Source organism: Cupriavidus sp. MPR-AND1C (assembly GCF_058809705.1).
The window spans coordinates 69,868-88,425 of the sequence record NZ_JBXASU010000026.1 but is presented as its reverse complement, the minus strand read 5'-3'; the positions used below and the strand labels follow the sequence as shown (position 1 = coordinate 88,425).

The following is an 18,558-nucleotide window of genomic DNA, read 5'->3' as shown; positions in this document are numbered from 1 at the left end:
AAGGTGAGCAAGCGCTCGGCAAGGTCCTGCCGCTCGCCCGGGGTGATCCGGGCATCGGTGGACCAGTGCCGCACCAGCTGCGGGGCCAGGAAGGCCGGCTCGGCGCGCTCGGGGTTGGCCAGCATCAGGTAGGTCTTGAGCGCCTCATGGCCGCTCAGCGCCACCCGGTTGGTGGCCGCATCCAGCACCGTGGTGCGCAGTTGCGCGAGATCCACCAGCGACGCCTCCAGATCCCGCTGCACGGGCGCGACCAGCAGTTCGCGGCTGGCCTGCGCGTAAGGCTTCCACAGCGCGGCGAGGACCGCCGGATCGCGATTCAGGCCAAAGCGGGTCGCGAGCGGCGTGTGATGCTGGGTGCGGTACTCGTAGCGCTCGATCTGCTGCTGCAAGGCGATGAGCGCGCGCAGGCGGGCCGCCGGGTTGGGCGCCGACTGGAAGTCGTCCACGGATTGCCGGGCGGCGTGCATGTCCCGGCTGTTCACCACGCCGGACACCAGCATGCCGGCGCTCCACAGGCCGATGGCCGTCAGGCCCACGATGGCGGACACCGTGACCGGGTGCCAGCCAACGCGCCGCCCCGGCCGGCGGCGGGCGGCTTCGCCCAGGTAGTGCCACAGCGGCAGGTCGATGCTGCTCTGCACGTCCGCGTCACCGGCGACAGGCCGGGGATACGGCGCAAAGACGATGCCGTCCACGGCGATACGCCAGCGCTGCCGCCCCCCCAGTCCGGCGATCCAGTCGGCGAGCGCTTTGCCGCGGGTGTCGAGCCGCTGGGAAAGCTCTCCCATATAGCGGTCGCGGTTGCCGTCCTTCAGTTGCACGACGAGGCGCTGCGCCAGCTGCTCGCGCAGCGTGCGCAACGCGCCCTCGATGGCATCCGCGTCCGCCTGGCGCGGCAGCTCGCAAGCGATGACCGGCATGAGGCCGTGGGCCACTGTTCTCGCCTGCGCCACATCCAGCAGGTAGACCGGGGCGGACCAGCGCAGCAACTCGGCGATGCGCGCCAGGCGCATTCCATCGGGATGGGCGCCGCGGCGCTGCGCCTGCAGATCCGTGGCACTGTCCGTTGTGAGAATCACCGCATCCACCGGACGGCGGCGGCGTAGTCGGTAGAGCTGCTTGAGCCAGTCGGCCTCCGGCCAGCCCTCCTTGCCGGTCTTGCTCCATAGCAACACCGCGTCGGGGGTGATGAGCCAGCCTTGTTCCGCCAGTTCGGGCAGGAGCCGGGCGATGGCGGCGTCGTCGCCGGTGAGGAGCAGCCAGGGCTGGCGGTAGCGCCAGCGCAGGCCGTGTTGTTGCTTCAAGGTTTGGCGAAGTGGTTCGCCCCCCCTCGAAGCCGCCTTTGCCGGCGCATCCGCGGCGAGCACGATCGCCTGGGTGGTGCCAGCCATTTCGGGGCGGCGAATGCCAAGCCATTTCCCAAGCGTGCGCATCGCATCCGACCAGCGGCCCAGGCGGTCAAAGGACACGATGATGGCCAGCGCCATCGTGCAGCATGCCGCCACAGACAACCATATCCCTCTTTCCTCGGGTGTCTTGATGCCAAGGCGCTCCCCCCAGATCACGATGCCTCCGCCTGCGAGGAGTGCAAGCACTAGCAGGGATAGCAGATCCATCCGTAGTTTCTTCATGGCTTCCCAAACTTTTTCATGCAAATGCCCATGGCCCGTACCAGCAGCGCTTCGTGATGATGAAAGCGGACGACATGCGCCCCCGATGCATCAAGCGTCCGTGTACGAGGTGTATTGGGATGGCACAAGGCGCGGACTCGTGGTGCAGCGGCAAACGCACAGGTCATCGCTCAACGCGGCTTCACGCCCGTCCTCGCCCCTCATCGACTGACGCGGCCCCTCACACACAATCCTTCCCATTGAGTTGCAGGCCGGGCACCATACAGGATCGCCTTCATAAGCTTGTTCGCGACCCCCCACCCGATCGTTGGTGTCACCGCCCTCGACAATGCCACCGGCCGTTGTCGAGTCACCCTTTAAAATGTCGTAACGCCTCATTGCAATGCCGCTCTCACGGTTTTAAAGGTTTTGAAGGATGCGCTGCATACCAGACCGATTGCCGTTTGCCAGCCTTGGCGGCGTCAATCCGGTGCTCCGGTTTTCCGTGACGACGCATCACATCGCTCCCGGTCGCAAACGCATGCTGTTGAGCAGCGCATCCCACGCCTGGATCGCCCCGGCCTCATCGACGAGCGAAGACACTTCTTCCGGCTTCACCCCGTCATCCTTATCCGCATCGGTCAGTGCATCCCCCAGCATCAACTGGATTTCGGTGTGCGGCTGCGCTACTGAATCGGGATTGCCCGGCGCCAGAAGGTAGAAGCGGTATAGCTGACTCCCACCGTCCCTGATGGAAAACAGCACTTCTTCCGCCTCCATGCCCGCGACCTGGCGCTTGCCTTCACGCAGAATCCGGACGCTGCCCTGCCCGCGCAGCTGCCGGCGTAAATCAGGCAGGGTCTTGAGCAGCGACGATTGCTGATCCACATCCACCGCATCGCGCATCTTGATAACGAACGCGGAAGGTCGGTCGGATTGCAGCACAATGGTTTGCTCGGCCAGTTCGCTGTTGCGCGAAAGCCCGCCGATCAGCGCACCCGGAATGCAAAAGCCGCGTTCCGTGGGAACCGTCCAGTCATCGCGGTAAGTGATATTTTTGTGTACATCCGTTGTGAGCTGCGTGAACTTCTGCACCTCACTGCCACTAACGCGGGACTTCATGGTCAGCATCGTGCTGCCGGCTAGCACGTAACCCTCGGCGGTAAAGGAGTAGTCCACTCTCCCAAGGTCTTTAAAAATCAACAGGCGTGAATTGGGTGTGGGCGAAACGGCTTGCTCCAGCCAAGGAACATCGCTCTTATGAAGACCGTTGCCCCCCTTTTTCATCATTTCATCGGTGAGCGGCATGGATAAGATTCGCTTGTTGGCTCGCAACTCGCTTTCGCGCACATCAACGCTGTGCTGGAACGTTCCCAAGCTGACATCTTTGGCAATATCAATCTTGTCGCCCCAGTATTCGTATCTCTCATAGCTGATTCCGCTACGCGCAGGGCGATCCATTACAAGTCGGCCAATGCACCACGGACGCGAATCGGCGAGCAAGGGGTTGTTGGTCATTACGGGCTCCACGGCAACCGTCCGCACGCAGGCGGACAGGCTCAGCACGAGCAGGAACCCCACCAGCAGCCCGCCCCTGCGAAACGCCCGATGTTGGCTGTCACTCGTCATTACATGGCCCCGGGGCGCAGACGCATGCTGTTGAGCAGCGCATCCCACGCCTGGATCGCGCCGGCCTCATCGACGAGCGAAGACACTTCTTCCGGCTTCACGCCGCGATCCTTGTCAGCATCCGTCAGTGCACTTCCCAGCCTCAGTTGGATCTCGGTGTGCGGCTGCGCCATCGAATGGTGAACCCCTGGCGCAAGAAGGTAGAAGCGGTATAGCTGGCTCCCACCATCCCTGATGGAAAACAGCACTTCCTCGGCCTCCATGCCCGCGACCTGGCGCTTGCCTTCGCGCACAATCTGGACGCTGCCTTGCCCGCCCAACCGCCGGCGTAGATCGGGCAGGGTCTTGAGCAGCGACGATTGCTGATCCACATCCACCGCATCTCGCATCTTCAGGACGAACGCGGACGCTCGGCCGGGTTGCAGGACGATGGTTTGCTCGGCCAGTTCGCTGTTGCGCGAAGGCCCGCCGATCAGCGCACCCGGAATGCAAAAGCCGCGTTCCGTGGGAACCGTCCAGTCATCGCGGTAAGTGATATTTTGGTATTCATCGGTTGTGAGTTGCGTGAACTTCTGTATCCCGCTGCTGCGCTGAACGTCGGACTTCATGGTCAGCATCGTGCTGCCGGCCAGCACATAGCCCTCGGCGCTGAAAGGGTAATCCTCTCTCACCTTCGTTTTGAAAATCAACAACCGAGAATTGGGTGTGGGCGAGACGGCTTGCTCCAGCCAGGGAACATCGCTCTTGTGAAGGCCGTTGTCTCCCTTTCTCATCATCTCATCGGTGAGCGGGACGGATAGGATTCGCTTGCTGGCTCGCAACTCGCTTTCGCGCGTATCGACCTTGTGCCGGAACGTTCCCGGGCTGACATCTCTGGCAATTTCAATGTCGTCGCCCCAGTACTCGTATTTTTCATAACTGATTCCGCTACGCGCGGGGCGATCCATCACAAGTCGGCCAATGCACCACGGACGCGAATCGGCAAGCAAGGGGTTGTTGGTCATTACGGGCTCCACGGCAACCGTCCGCACGCAGGCGGACAGGCTCAGCGCGAGCAGGAACCCCACCAGCAGCTCGCCCCTGCGAAACGCCCGATGTTGGCTCTCACTCGTCATTACATGGCCCCGGGGCGCAGACGCATGCTGTTGAGCAGCGCATCCCACGCCTGGATCGCGCCGGCCTCATCGACGAGCGAAGACACTTCTTCCGGCTTCACCCCGTCATCCTTGTCCGCATCGGTCAGTGCATCCCCCAGCATCAACTGGATCTCGGTGTGCGGCTGCGCCATCGAATGGTGAACCCCTGGCGCAAGAAGGTAGAAGCGGTATAGCTGGCTCCCACCATCCCTGATGGAAAACAGCACTTCCTCGGCCTCCATGCCCGCAACCTGGCGCTTGCCCTCGCGCAGAATCCGGACGCTGCCTTGCCCGCGCAACTGCCGGCGGAGATCGGGCAGGGTCTTGAGCAGCGACGATTGCTGATCCACATCCACCGCATCGCGCATCTTGATAACGAACGCGGAAGGTCGGTCGGGTTGCAGCACAATGGTTTGCTCGGCCAGTTCGCTGTTGCGCGAAGGCCCGCCGATCAGCGCACCCGGAATGCAAAAGCCGCGTTCCGTGGGAACCGTCCAGTCATCGCGGTAAGTGATATTTTGGTATTCATCGGTTGTGAGTTGCGTGAACTTCTGTATCCCGCTGCTGCGCTGAACGTCGGACTTCATGGTCAGCATCGTGCTGCCGGCCAGCACATAGCCCTCGGCGCTGAAAGGGTAATCCTCTTCCGCCAGGCCCTTGAAAATCAACAACCGAGAATTGGTTGTGGGCGAGACGGCTTGCTCCAGCAAAGGAATGTCGGTCTCCACGATCATGGACTTTAAGCCCTTTGCCAGCATTTCCTTGTATGAGGAAATGGAGGTGGTACGTCTCTTGGCTCGCAACTCGCTTTCGCGCGTGTCGACTCGGTACCGGAACGTTCCGGGGCTGACATCTCGGGAAATTTCAATGTCGTCGCCCCAGTACTCGTATTTCTCATAGCTGATTCCGCTACGCGCAGGGCGATCCATCACAAGTCGGCCAATGCACCACGGACGCGGATCGACAAGCAAGGGGTTGTTGGTCATTACGGGCTCCACGGCAACCGTCCGCACGCAGGCGGACAGGCTCAGCGCGAGCAGGAACCCCACCAGCAGCCCGCCCCTGCGAAACGCCCGATGTTGGCTGTCACTCGTCATTACATGGCCCCGGGGCGCAGACGCATGCTGTTGAGCAGCGCATCCCACGCCTGGATTGCGCCGGCCTCATCGACGAGCGAAGACACGGCTTCCGGCTTCACGCCGCGATCCTTGTCAGCATCCGTCAGTGCACTTCCCAGCCTCAGTTGGATCTCGGTGTGCGGCTGCGCTACTGAATCGGGATTGCCCGGCGCCAAAAGGTAGAAGCGGAATAGCTGGCTCCCACCGTCCCTGATGGAAAACAGCACTTCCTCGGCCTCCATGCCCGCGACCTGGCGCTTGCCTTCGCGCACAATCTGGACGCTGCCTTGCCCGCCCAACCGCCGGCGTAGATCGGGCAGGGTCTTGAGCAGCGACGATTGCTGATCCACATCCACCGCATCGCGCATCTTCAGGACGAACGCGGACGCTCGGCCGGGTTGCAGGACGATGGTTTGCTCGGCCAGTTCGCTGTTGCGCGAAGGCCCGCCGATCAGCGCACCCGGAATGCAAAAGCCGCGCTCCGTGGGAACCGTCCAGTCATCGCGGTAAGTGATGTTTTGGTAAACATCGGTTGAGCGTTGCGTGACCTTCTGTATCCCGCTGCTGCGCTGAACGTCGAACTTCATGGTCAGCATCGTGCTGCCGGCGAGCACATAGCCCTCGGCGCTGAAAGGGTAATCCTCCCTCACCTTCGTTTTGAAAATCAACAACCGAGAACTGGGTGTGGGCGAGACGGCTTGCTCCAGCCAGGGAACATCGCTCTTATGAAGACCGTTGTCTCCCTTTCTCATCATCTCATCGGTAAGCGGGATGGATATGATTCGCTTGCTGGCTCGCAACTCGCTCTCGCGTGGATCGACTCGGTACCGGAACGTTCCCGGGCTGATATCTCGGGCAATATCAATCTTGTTGCCCCAGTATTCGTACCTCTCATAACTGATTCCGCTACGCGCAGGGCGATCCATCACAAGTCGGCCAATGCACCACGGACGCGAATCGGCAAGCAAGGGGTTGTTGGTCATTACGGGCTCCACGGCAACCGTCCGCACGCAGGCGGACAGGCTGCAGATCGACAGGAAGAGGGCCGCGCGCAGCACGCGCGAAGGGATCGGATTGGGATTCATTGGGAGGCTGCCTTGGTGCTGTGCGCGATCTGCGCCACGCTGTACAGGGTGGCCCAGCGCGTCCAGGGATGGTCGAAGCACTTCTGATGCTCGTAGCCGCCTTGCACAAAGGCCATCTGCACGCCCGTGGCTTTTCTTTCAGACAGAGCTGGGATCAACCCGCGGCCTTGCGCCGCGGCGGACCATGCCGGCACGGTGCCATCGCCCGGGATGATGCCGTTGTCCTTCTCCCCCGGTTTTGGCGCGACCGCTTGTTGTTGCACGGTGAGCGTGACCGTTCTTCCCCCGACCACGATCTTGAGTACGCCCTGTTGATCGTCGCCCACCCGCTTGGCGGCTTTTAGCTCAGCTTCCCCGACACCTGCGGGAAGATCGCCCTGCCACACCACCCTGCCCCAGGTTTGCAGGCTCGTCTCCGGCTCGCTGAACTCGAGCTTGGGCGACTCCTGCTTGCCATCGGAGCGTTGCGGATTGAGCGCGCCGTCTCCGAACAGCGCATAGGTGTTGGGGTGGTAGTTGTTGATTAGATTATTTTGCCGTTCCACTACATTACTCATCATTTTTTTAAAGTGTTCATGCACAGTGGAAGAATCCATCTCCTTTTCCAGTCGCCTCTTCACGATCCCTGCCGGGTCCAGCAAGGCACTATCGGGCAACAAGGCGTACCACGCGTCGTTGATGTAGAGTTCGTCCAGCGCGCTTTGCTTGGGCAAGGCCATGCGTTCTTTGCCGGACTTGTCCACAAAGATCCACCACGGCTTGCGATCGTGGTAGTCCGGCATCGGCGACAACTCCATCGGACCTTCCGCGTTACTGGCAATCGCCACGAACTCGGCCGCGTCGCGGCCCATCAGGCTCTCGTTGGTGAAACCCTCTCCCCCCGTGCGGAACCGTTTGGCAAACAGCGGCGCCCCGGTGGCGGGTTGCGCGCCGTGGATCACGCCGAGCATGTCGTTGGCGCCGCCGCAGAATTGCGAGGCCATGCGCGCCACCAGGCCGCCCATCGAGTGCGTGATGATGATGGCCTTGTCCGTCCGGTTTTCCCGGCAGATCTCCCGGATGCCCATGATGCGCGTGACCTCCTGGCTTTCGGGATCCTTGAAATCCATGCCGTCCAGCACTTGCTGGCCCGAGACCTGATTCGATTGCAGGAAGTTGTAGCCAATGGCGTAGACGGGATAGCGGTAACTGACCAGTGACTTGAACACGTCGGAGCACGCGTCAATCGGTCCGCCAGGACCATGGGCGCCGTAATCGGATGGGTGTGTGCCAAGCACGGCTTTCAGCGCGGCCTTCTTGCCCTTTGCATCGCCGTGCGCCCATTCGCCATGGAGCTTGCCATCGAGCATGGGGTGGTTGAGCGTGTACTCCAGCCAGGCCAGCGTGCCCTGATAACTCCAGCGGTGCACCGTGCTCCAGCCCCGCCGCCTTGCTTCCTTCTCGCTCAAGCCGCTGTTGCCGACTTTGACCGGACCGCGGGGATCGACCACGGCCGGAATCGGGTCGAAGCGCCTGGCGCGCCCGGCGGCGCTGGCGAACCAGCCTGCAATAACAGAAACCAGACCCGCAGCACCCGAAAAAAAGCCATCCATATTGGGCGGGTACCACACTTCTTCACCGGTGTCCTTGTTGGCCAGCAGCGAGCCCATCACGCCAGGCAGGAAGATGACCGGAATGGGCGAACGCGGATCAAAGCTTATTTCCTTGCGACGCTGGTCGCTATCCGGCGTGAGCACTGCGCGCGCGCAGGCCACGCCATCCAGGTCGAACCCACCGGCAAGCCGGACGACGTCGTCACTTCCGTGTCCGGCGTCGGGGACCGTTGCGTCCTCATGGTCTTGTGCGAGCGGATTCACGTCAGGGGTGCTGCTGCTCATAGGGCTGCTCCTGGGTCTGCTTGGTTGGCAAAGCGCTGGAATGACGTGCCAGTCCGGGGACCGTCACACAATCCTCCACCTGAAGATCAGCGCGCGTTGTCTTCATGGTTCGCGTGCTTCAATATTGCGCAATGGAGGTGTTTTTCCTGACCGGCGAGTACGATCTGCGCGCCACTTGACCCGCCAAGCGACGAAGCCGCACAGGCTGCCGCCAGCCAGGGGGCGGCAGCGCCGGCGTACCCGACGGTTTGATCGAGATCGGTAGGGCGCGCTGTCAGGCCAAGCTGCTTTGACGGCTCGCGCAATACGCCGGTTTGCGTCGCATCAAGGCCGGTTTGCCAGCCGCCGGCGATTTGCTGCGCAGGTACGCCGGCCCACTGCATGGCGTGGGAAAGCGCGTCACCTGGCAGTTCGAGCAAGCCTTGCACCGGGCGGTGCAGATGGGCTATGCGTTGCATCCCGTGCTTGAATGCCGGCGTCTGCGGCGCCAGCAGCAACGCCGCGCCAGCTTCCGCCGTGCCCGGCGGCGGCGTCCCCGCAAGCAATGGATGCAGCTGAGCGGCGACGATCAGCATGACGTGCAGGTGTTCGCCCCCAAGGATCTCGTCCAGCCAGTTGTCGATCATCATGAGGTCCGCCGGGGACTCCGTGGCCGGGGCTAGCTCTGCCTGTCGAAGCGACCGCGCATGCCAACACGCCTGCCATAGCGCCTCGTTCTCCTCGCGAGTGAGCCCGTTTGATAGGCAGAGGCGCACCGTCAGCGGGACTCGGACAGGGAGTGCCTGAATGCGTGGCGATAGTTGATCGAGCAGCTCACCAAACAGCCACGTCATCACGTGGCGACGACGGTTGCGGTCATCTTCCATCGTGCCGGACGTAACCTTCATGCCGGGCACGACGAGCCAGCGGGCTTTGACAGGCTCGCCGTCCCGCGCGATCGGGGCCTGCGTGCGCAGGGCAACGCTGCCCTGCCTGACCGCTTCCGTGGCACTTTGTTCGCGATCTGCCGAGAACCGGTGAGCGGCGGCGATCACCGACAGTGGAATGCTTGCCGCGCTGAACACGCTCTCATTGAAGGCCTGAACCGCTTCATTGTGCAGCGCTGTGTCCAGTTCTCGGCCCTCATAGACGCTGTACCGGCGCAAGACGATCCATGCGGGGATACCCACCGGGAACAGGACGAGAGATGCCCAGAACTTCCACGTATGGGTGGGCATGTCCTTCGGCCAGAAGAAGAGCACGGCAAACAGGCCGGCCAGGACCATCAGGAAGAAGGCAACAGTCCAGACGAGCCGCGATGGCGGGGGATGCGATGCCGGCTCCTCAGCGGGAAGCAGCGAAAAATCAACGGCCATGGCGCACCTCCATCACCGCATGAGAAGCGTCACCTCGATACGGTCGGCCATGAACTGCCCCGGCTCCGCCGAGGAAGAGAGTGCCTTCGGGTATCATGCCGATGCCCCCCGGTTGTCCAACACGCGAATCACGACGGTTTCGACATCGTGGCTATTCTGCAGTGCGGTCCGACCCATGGCATCGGTCATGCCCTTGATACGGGTGCCGTCTTCACGCACGATCTCGTAGGACTGGTGCTTGAGCACTTCGCCAGTGACCTTGTTCCGAAGGACGTAGGGATCGTTAAACGCCGTCGTCGCAAGACTATTCATATGCTGAGCCAGTGACGTGGGCCCCTGACGGCTGAACGCAGCCGACTTGATGGTCCGGTCCCCGCGCGTGCCATCCTCGATGCCCGTGGACGACAGGCGAAGATAGGAGCCACCACACTTGAGCAGCAGTTCCTCCCTGGCCTCGATCACGACGCGCCCGTTTGCACTGCTGATCGTCATGTTCTTGTCCGACAGCAAGCGCATCTCGTCGCTCTGGGCCTGGATCTCGACCTTGCCCTTTGCCGCAAACAGCTTGATGCCGAGCTTCTGCGCGAACATGGATATCCGTTCGCCTGCCGCAACCGTGAAACGCTTGAGCACGCTGATGTCGGCATGACCGCCAGCGGTGGCGATCAGGTTCTGGGCGGCCGTCAGTTGCAAGTCGGAGCCCGAGGCCAGCGCGATGCCCGCCGGTGCGCTGGCAAGTATCCCGGCCTTGTTCAGCGCCGTCAGCGTATCGCTGAGCAGGGCTTTCTGCCGGTTGTAGTCCGCGGCCACCGCTTGCGCCGCATTGGCAGCCGAGGCCAGCGCTTCGCTCAGCTGGAGGGCTTGCTGCAGCAGGTTCTGCGCAGCCTCCATATCGAGCTGCTGTCCACCGGCATTCGGCTGGTCATCCGCCGAAATCAACACCCCATTGCCGCCCCGGATCGCACCCCAGCCAGAGGTGCGCAGCTCAAAGCCTTCACCGCGCTTCTGGCGCTTGGCCGTGACCATATGCCCCAGGGTCAGCTGGCTTTTGCCCGAATGCTCAGTGGAAATATGGACGTGTTCCTCGTCCTCCCAGTCTTCAATCTGGATTTTGCTGCGGCTCTGCGTCTCGATGAGATTGCGCGACTGCCACCGGTCCTGCGTGGTAATCAGGTCCTCCTGCCGGCTGTTATGCAGCGCGTGCGCGATATAGGGCTTGTTCGGGTTGCCGTCGCGAAAGGCAATGGCGACTTCGGTGCCGTCGATGAGCGGGAAGTGGAACCCGGTTTGCAGGCCGCCGGCAAACGGCTTTGCCAGGGGGATGGCCGCACTTTCCATGCCCTTGGGCCAGGGCTCAAAATCAAAATCGAAGCGGACGATGTAGTGGCCCGCTTTGGTCAGGTACGCGTGCTTGTATTGGTTGGGCGAGGTGATGCGCGCGCTCAGCGTGCCCGTTATCTTCGGCCAGTTTTCCTCGTCCAGCGGCAGGCGAAAGCGCCGGTCCGACGGGATGGCCTTGTAGGTGTTGCGGTAAGCCGCGTCGCGCCCCCCGGTGTGGATGACTTCGGTGATGACCTGCCCGTTGGGGGCTTCGGCCAATGGCTCCTCCATGCGCAGGATGCCGCCGGAGTGCAGTCTGAGCACGTTGCTCTCGCCCGCATAGATCAGCTGGCCGGCCAGCAGGGCCTCGTGGCGCAGCTGCGCCTCCCACTTCGCCTCGGCCGTGTCCAGATGATGCGTGCCGTAGATATACTGCTGGCCGTAGGTTGTCTTGTCCTTGCGCGCGACGTTGGCCTCGCCCTTGATGGGTTCCCACGCCTGATCCGGGTTGTAGTCGGCGACCAGGACCGATTCGGGCACGGTCCTGGCGTGCACCTGGATGTCGGATACCGCCTCGATGCCGGCTTCCAGCCCGGCGGTCTCGCGATAGGGCACGCGCAGCTCTGGCTGGTAGACGTAGTGGTCGATGTCGTCGCCGAAGACGATCATCTCGCCGAACTTTCCCGGGACGAAGTAGCAATACAGCCCTTCCTGGCGCATCAGCAACTGGACATATTCCCAGTCGGATAGCTGGTACTGGAAGCGGAACTTGTGCTGGGTGTATTTGCGGCGCAGCTTGAGGCGAAACTGGTGGCCCCGGAGATCGTGCCGGCGCAGGATAGCCTCGATGATCTCGGGGGCTGTCTTGTTCTGGTAGATGCGCGTGGTCCGCACGAGCTCGAGCCGCGCGGCCAGTGGCCGGAGCACGATCTCGTAGGCGAAGAAATCGCGCGTGCGCTTCGTGCGCGAGAACGCCGAGATCCACCCCGCGAATCGGCGCGGTTCGCTGCCGTCGCCGGGGTCAATCACGAAGGTGGCATCCCGGTTGAGGTATTCGGCCCGGTCGAGTTCCAGCGGGTGGGTTAGCCGGATGGTGACGGTGTAGAGCTCTCCCAAGCGCTCGACCGCTTCGAACGACACCATCGACAGTTCCGCCGCGCTGGCCGCGCGAGGGACGTCCAGATGGTAGGCCTGGTGCCTGGGTATCCTTGCGCCGTAGGCATCGTATGCATCGAATTCGTCGATAGCGCCCATGTCTTCTCCGTTGTCAGCTTGATCGACCCTGACGCAGGACTCTAAACGGATCTCACATCGCCATAAATGTTATTTTTACGATTTCTAAAAAAATGCCACTTTTTGAGAAAATTCGTACTTGTCCTATTTATCTCGCATAGGGCTCCATGCTACTAATGCCGACTGGCTGCCTTACTGATCGTTGCCGCAAGAACTGAAGAGCGTTCAAATCAGAGACAAGAAAGGAACAAACGATGGCTGAGAGTTTCCAGAACGAAGTGCCTAAGGCACGGGTCAATATCAAGCTCGACCTGCACACCGGTGGCGCGCAGAAGAAGGTCGAACTGCCGCTCAAGCTGCTGGTGATGGGCGACTACAGCAACGGTCAGGACACGCGGGCGCTCGCCGAGCGTGAGAAGGTGTCCATCAACAAGAACAACTTCAATTCGGTCCTCGCCGACTTCAACCCGAAGGCTAGGATCGCCGTCGAGAACACCCTGGTCGGCGACGGCACCGAGCTGCCGGTTGACCTGGACTTCCGCTCGATGGACGACTTCAAGCCGGAAGTCGTCGCCGGGAAGGTGCCCGAGTTGCGCGCGCTGATGGCGGCCCGCAATCTGCTGCGCGACCTGAAGTCGAACCTGCTCGACAACGCGATGTTCCGCCGCGAACTGGAAAAGATCCTCAAGGACCCGGCCTTGTCCGAGCGCCTGCGCGCCGATCTGCAGAAGATCGGCGAAGGCGCGCCGGCTTCATCGTCCGCCCAATAAACGTCTTCCTTGAGGAATGAATCCCATGGCAAAGCATGAAATCGCCGCACGCGCCAATAGCGAAGCGGACACCGCGGTCCTGGATGCACCCGGCAAGAGCGTCTACGAGTCCCTGTGCGAGAAAATCAACCTGACACCGGTCAAGGCCACGCGCCCGGTGGAGTCTTTCCGGAGCGCCGACGCGCTCGCCGAATCGTCGCTGGATGAACGCGTCGCCCAGGCGATGAACGTGTTCCTGAAGATGATCCAGGACTCGTCGCAGCAGGTGGACCGTCTCGACAAGAGCTTGCTTGATTTCCATATCGAGCACCTTGACCAGCAGATCAGCCGACAGCTGGACGCGATCATGCATAACGAGACGTTCCAGCAGATCGAATCGGCCTGGCGCGGGCTCAAGTTCCTTGTCGATCGTACCGACTTCCGCAAGAACGTCAGGATCGAGGTGCTGGACGCCTCGAAAGACGCGTTGCGCCAGGATTTCGAGGATACCCCCGAGATCATCCAGAGCGGCCTGTACCTGCACACCTACATCCAGGAATACGACACGCCGGGGGGCGAGCCGATCGGCTCGATCATCTCCAACTACGCGTTCGGCCGCGGCCCGCAGGATATCGCCCTGCTGCGCAATATCTCCAAGGTCTCCGCCGCGGCGCATATGCCGTTCATCGGCTCCGTCTCGCCGGCCTTCTTCGGCAAGGAGTCGATGGAAGAGGTGGCCAGCATCCGCGACATCGGCAACTACTTCGATCGCGCCGAGTACCTGAAGTGGAAGAGCTTCCGCGAGTCGGACGATGCCCGCTATATCGGCCTGACGCTGCCGAATTTCCTGGCGCGGCTGCCCTATGGGCCGGAGACCGTGCCGGTGCGCGCCTTCAATTACACCGAGGCGGTCAAGGGCCCGGATCACACCCGCTATCTGTGGGCCAATGCTTCGTTCGCGTTCGCCGCGAACATGGTGCAGAGCTTCATCAAGAACGGCTGGTGCGTACAGATTCGCGGCCCGCAGGCCGGCGGCCTGGTCGAGGACCTGCCGATCCACCTTTATGACCTGGGCACGGGCAACCAGGCCAAGATCCCGACCGAGGTGCTGATCCCGGAAACGCGCGAGTTCGAGTTCGCCAATCTGGGTTTCATCCCGCTGTCCTACTACAAGAACCATGACTTCGCGTGCTTCTTCTCCGCCCATTCGGCCCAGAAGCCGGCGCTCTACGACACCAAGGAAGCCACGGCCAACAGCCGCGTCAATGCGCGCCTGCCGTACATCTTCCTGCTCTCGCGGATTGCCCACTACCTGAAGCTGATTCAGCGCGAGAACATCGGCACCACCAAGGATCGCCGCCTGCTGGAGCTGGAGCTGAACACCTGGGTCAAGACGCTCGTGACCGAGATGACCGATCCGGGCGATGAGTTGCAGGCTTCCCATCCGCTGCGGGAGGCCAAGGTGATTGTCGAGGATATCGAGGACAACCCGGGCTTCTTCCGCATCAAGCTGTTCATCGTGCCGCACTTCCAGATTGAAGGCATGGACATCAACCTGTCGCTCGTGTCGCAGATGCCGAAAGCGAAGAACTGATCGGCCACGATCAGTCTCGATTAGCGCTGCCATGACGTAGCGCCGCTGCACGCTGGCTCGACAGCCACCGTGTGGCGCTCCCATGCGGAAAGGGCCTTTCCGCGCAACGGCCGATCACGATGAAGATAACCAGACCGCTGTGGACGCAGGGCATTTTCATGACCCCGCAGCATTTCCAGCAACAGGCACTGTGGGACCGGTATGCCGACGAGTGCGTCGCGCGCCTTGCCAGCCCCGATCCATGGGGTACTGTTCGCGTCGCCTTTGACCTGCAGGCTTTGTCCATTCATCGTCTGGTGGTGAGTTCCCTGGCCCTGCGCCTGCCGGACGGCACGGTGATCGACACCGAGACGGCGGACCGCACACCCGCCACACGCGACCTGCGCGACGTGCCGGCGCACATCGACACCGTGGTCGTGCAGATCGGCCTGCCGCTGATGGACGCGCAAGGCGGCAACTGCGTCGAGGCTGGAGAGCGGCCCGACCGGCCGCGCCGATTCGCGCGCGAGTATCTGGAAGTCGCCGACCTGCATGGGGCAGGCAAGGAAGAGATCAGCGTTGAGCGGCACGCGGTGGCGCTGCTGTTCGATTTCGAATCGCACGTGGATTATGTGACCTGCCCGGTCGCTCAGCTGGTGCGCACGCCCCAGGGGCGCTTCGAGCACGATCCGGCCTTTGTGCCGCCCTGCCTCTTCCTGTCGGCAAGCGAGCGGCTCACCGAGCGCATGAAGCGGCTCTCCGAGATTCTGAGCGCCAAAAGCGCGAGCCTGTCCGTGCGCCGTCGCGAGCGGTCCGACCAGATTGCGGATTTCGCGGTTGCCGATGTGGCGTTGTTCTGGCTGCTGCACAGCGTCAACAGTACCTGGCCGGAGCTGGCTCGCCTGTGCGCCGAGCCGCAGCAGCACCCGGAGCGGCTCTATGGCATCCTCGCGCGTCTGGCCGGGTCGCTGCTGACGTTTTCCACCACGGAGACCCTGCGCGCCATCCCGCCTTACGACCACCTCGCGCCGGAACCCGTGTTCGCGGAACTGGAGTCGCTGATTCGTACCCTCCTCGACACGGTGATCCCGTCACGGGTGGTCCCGGTTACGCTGGAGCGCTTGCGGCCCACCGTGTGGGTCGGCAAGATCCTCGACGAGCGCCTGGTCGAAGGCGCCGAGTACTACCTGTCCGTCCGGGCGGGCGTCCCCGCCCACGCGCTGCTCGAACAGTTGCCGCGTCTGTGTAAGGCAGGTGCGCCGGACGAAGTCGAGCAGATCGTCAATTCCGCGCTGCCCGGCGTCCCGCTGCGGCCGATGTCGCGCCTGCCCGCGGCTATCCCCGTGCGCATCGAGAACCAGTATTTCGCGCTCGACAGCGCGCACCCCGCATTCAAGCGCATGCTGGCGGCGCGAGCCTGTCAGTTCTACGTTCCCGGTTCGCTGCCGGACGTATCACTTGAACTCTTCGCAGTACTGCCGGCATGACAACCTTCTCCACCTCGATGCTGCCGCTCGCCTTGCGCGATACGGCCCTGACCGTCACTGAACTCACAGACGATACGAAACCCATGGGCTTCAAAGCCTTCCAGTCATTGTGCCTCGGGCAGGTGTCTCGCCTGCGTGAGGAGCTCTCGGCTGCCGGCCTGCCGGCCGACGTCGTCGAGGACGCCGTCTATGCCCAATGCGCTTTGCTGGACGAAGTCGCGCTGTGCAGGCTGCCCGACGACGATCGCGGCGCGTGGGAACGCGAGCCCCTGCAGGTGCGGGAGTTCCGCAGCCACGATGCCGGGCAAGCGCTGATCGCTCGCATCGAGCGGCGCCTGGGCGAGGCCAAGCCGGTGCTGCCGCTGCTCATCGTCTTCTACGCGACATTGGGTCTGGGCTTCCAGGGCAGGTTTGCGCTGAATGGCGCCCGCGAACGCCTCGCGCTGATGCAGGCCATCGATGAACGGATGGATCGTGCCGGATGGCGCAAGCCGGACGGCCCGGTGCTGGTGACGGACGGCAAAGCGCATCGATGGTGCGCTCATCTGTCGCCGCTCGCCTGGATCACGATCTCCTGCGTCGGCGCGGGCCTCGTCTACCGCGCGCTGGACCGGTGGCTAGCCGCAGCGATCGTGCCGCTCGCCGGCTGAAAAGGGTATTCGTGACCGGCTACCCCTACCGCACACTCATCGGCTGGATCGCAGCGCTCGCGCTGGCTTGGCTGGCGCTCAGCTCGCCATGGCCGGCGACATGGAACCTGCTGCTCGCGGCCTTCACGATCGGGCTGGCGCTGCTCGCGATCATCGTTGCCACGCGGCGGGTGCGTGCACGGCAGAGCGCTTCGCAACCGGTACTGCAAGCCATCGATGCATCGCTGCATGGACTGCTCCATGGTATCCGGCGCAATACGCCGCTGGTGTTGGCCATCGGGGACGCCTCGGGCGCCCCGCCGCTGGCATTCGGCGAGGATCTGGTCCGAATCACGGACGCTGCAATTTGGGTCCGCGTGGACGACCCGGCCCGGCTGGCACACGTGGCTGACGCGCTCAAGCGCTGGCGCGCGGGGCAGGGACCGGATGCCATCGCCTACCTGATTGGCGCCGACCAGGCCCGCGACGCGGCCGCGCTGAACGCCGGGCTTCGGCGTTGGCGCTCGGCCATTGGCGAGGCCAGCCGTGGGGTTGGCTACGGCCTGCCGGTCTGCGTCGCCGTGTACGCGGAAGAAGCCACCCGAGGCGACAGCGCCCCGGAAGATGGTCCGTGGTTTGGCGTCTCCGGCACCGAGATACTGCAAGGCGATACGCTGCCGGCCCAGATTGCCGCGCTCGTCCTGCAGTACGGGCGGGCCGCGCTGCCAGCGGATCGCGAGGCCCGCATGCACCGCGCCGCGCGGCTCGATGCCCTGGCGCGCTGGGCCTGCGGCGCCTTGCTCCCTGCGCTGCTCGATAACCAACGCGGCAGCCGTCGGGTGCACGTGGCGGCATTCGGCGTGACCGCCACCGAGGGCGTCCCCGCCGTGGATTCCTTGTATGCCCGCTTCATCGAGCAGGCGACCGCGCTTACCCGCACCGCCAAGGCCGGCCACCGTGCGCGCTACCCGCTGCCGGATGCCCTGATCCGGGGCATCGCCCTGCAGCCCGTGCGGCGAGCGCTTCCACGCGCCATTGCCCACGCCTTTGCCTGGCTCGCGCTGGCCTTCTGCGCCGCCGCGGCGGCTTCCGCCTGGCAGAACCGCGCGCTGGTCGCGCGCGTCGCGGACGATATGGCGCGCTATCGCGCCATTGGACCGGAGCATGACGCCGCCCGTGTCGATGCGCTGCAGGCCATCAAGCGCGATCGCGACGAACTCGCTCGATACGCGCGCGTCGGCGTGCCACTGCGCCTTGGCCTGGGTTTCTATCGCGGCGCCGGCTTGCTGACGTCGCTCCATGCCCTGATCGCCGCGTATCAACCGCCGCCGCCGCCGCCGTCAACCATCGAACTGGACAGCCTGTCGCTCTTCAAGAGCGGCAGCGCGGTGCTCAATCCCGGCTCGAATCGCGTGCTGATCGGCGCGCTGGAGATGATCAAGGCCCACCCGCACAAGCGCGTGCTGGTGGCCGGGCACACCGACGCCGCCGGCAATCCTCGCAGCAACCTCAAGCTCTCCGAGGCCCGCGCGGCGTCAGTGCGTGACTGGCTGGCCGATGCGGCCGGCTTGCCGCCGACCCGGTTTGCGATTCAAGGCTATGGCGATACCCGTCCCAAGGCCGCCAACGATACCGACGCGGGGCGTGCCGCCAACCGACGTGTCGAGATCACGCTCGTCCCCGATTGTCGCGACGGTGACCGTGACAACCGGACAACTTTGGGCCATCCGGCCTGTTCATTCCAGTAGAAGGAGAAA

At 63.3% G+C, this 18,558-nt stretch carries 14 protein-coding genes; 5 read left to right on the top strand and 9 right to left on the bottom strand.

What is annotated here, in order from left to right; all coding sequences use genetic code 11:
• From AC1RWI_RS16435 to AC1RWI_RS16395, 9 genes are all read right to left on the bottom strand, one after another.
• On the bottom strand, window positions 1-1,616 hold a 1,616-nt coding region (locus AC1RWI_RS16435), incomplete at its 3' end, for an ImcF-related family protein (RefSeq protein WP_492867502.1).
• Window positions 1,617-1,721: 105 nt separating this feature from the next.
• Window positions 1,722-2,009 (bottom strand): PAAR domain-containing protein, encoded by a 288-nt coding sequence (locus tag AC1RWI_RS16430; RefSeq protein WP_492867500.1) that lies wholly within the window; start codon window positions 2,007-2,009, stop codon window positions 1,722-1,724.
• Between the two features lie 117 nt (window positions 2,010-2,126).
• Window positions 2,127-3,128, bottom strand: coding sequence for a T6SS immunity protein Tli4 family protein (locus AC1RWI_RS16425; RefSeq protein ID WP_492867498.1), 1,002 nt, complete (start codon window positions 3,126-3,128; stop codon window positions 2,127-2,129).
• Window positions 3,129-3,238: 110 nt separating this feature from the next.
• Complete coding sequence (locus AC1RWI_RS16420) at window positions 3,239-4,243, bottom strand: T6SS immunity protein Tli4 family protein (protein ID WP_492867496.1); 1,005 nt, start codon at window positions 4,241-4,243, stop codon at window positions 3,239-3,241.
• A 110-nt stretch (window positions 4,244-4,353) separates the two neighbouring features.
• Window positions 4,354-5,361, bottom strand: coding sequence for a T6SS immunity protein Tli4 family protein (locus AC1RWI_RS16415; protein ID WP_492867494.1), 1,008 nt, complete (start codon window positions 5,359-5,361; stop codon window positions 4,354-4,356).
• Between the two features lie 110 nt (window positions 5,362-5,471).
• Window positions 5,472-6,578, bottom strand: coding sequence for a T6SS immunity protein Tli4 family protein (locus AC1RWI_RS16410; protein ID WP_492867492.1), 1,107 nt, complete (start codon window positions 6,576-6,578; stop codon window positions 5,472-5,474).
• Window positions 6,575-8,455: an esterase/lipase family protein gene (locus AC1RWI_RS16405; protein ID WP_492867490.1), complete on the bottom strand. Its 1,881-nt coding sequence runs from the start codon at window positions 8,453-8,455 to the stop codon at window positions 6,575-6,577. Before AC1RWI_RS16405 ends, AC1RWI_RS16410 begins: the two co-directional genes overlap by 4 nt.
• 86 nt (window positions 8,456-8,541) lie before the next feature.
• A complete protein-coding gene (locus AC1RWI_RS16400; RefSeq protein ID WP_492867488.1) occupies window positions 8,542-9,810 on the bottom strand; it encodes a hypothetical protein in 1,269 nt (422 codons plus the stop codon).
• Window positions 9,811-9,903: 93 nt separating this feature from the next.
• Window positions 9,904-12,384 (bottom strand): type VI secretion system Vgr family protein, encoded by a 2,481-nt coding sequence (locus AC1RWI_RS16395; RefSeq protein ID WP_492867486.1) that lies wholly within the window; start codon window positions 12,382-12,384, stop codon window positions 9,904-9,906.
• A 233-nt stretch (window positions 12,385-12,617) separates the two neighbouring features.
• Between AC1RWI_RS16395 and tssB the strand changes: the two genes are divergently transcribed.
• From tssB to AC1RWI_RS16370, 5 genes are all read left to right on the top strand, one after another.
• Window positions 12,618-13,133 (top strand): type VI secretion system contractile sheath small subunit, encoded by a 516-nt coding sequence (gene tssB / locus AC1RWI_RS16390; protein ID WP_492867484.1) that lies wholly within the window; start codon window positions 12,618-12,620, stop codon window positions 13,131-13,133.
• Window positions 13,134-13,158: 25 nt separating this feature from the next.
• On the top strand, window positions 13,159-14,706 hold the full coding sequence (gene tssC, locus AC1RWI_RS16385; protein ID WP_492867482.1) for a type VI secretion system contractile sheath large subunit: 1,548 nt from the start codon (window positions 13,159-13,161) through the stop codon (window positions 14,704-14,706).
• Window positions 14,707-14,825: 119 nt separating this feature from the next.
• Window positions 14,826-16,172, top strand: a complete 1,347-nt coding sequence (gene tssK, locus AC1RWI_RS16380) for a type VI secretion system baseplate subunit TssK (protein WP_492867508.1) — start codon at window positions 14,826-14,828, stop codon at window positions 16,170-16,172.
• Entirely contained in the window at window positions 16,169-16,822 is a 654-nt protein-coding gene (locus tag AC1RWI_RS16375; RefSeq protein ID WP_492867480.1) for a DotU family type IV/VI secretion system protein, read from the top strand. The genes tssK and AC1RWI_RS16375 overlap by 4 nt, the downstream gene beginning before the upstream one ends.
• Window positions 16,823-16,833: 11 nt before the next feature.
• A complete protein-coding gene (locus AC1RWI_RS16370) occupies window positions 16,834-18,549 on the top strand; it encodes an OmpA family protein (RefSeq protein ID WP_492867478.1) in 1,716 nt (571 codons plus the stop codon).
• Window positions 18,550-18,558 lie beyond the last annotated feature (9 nt).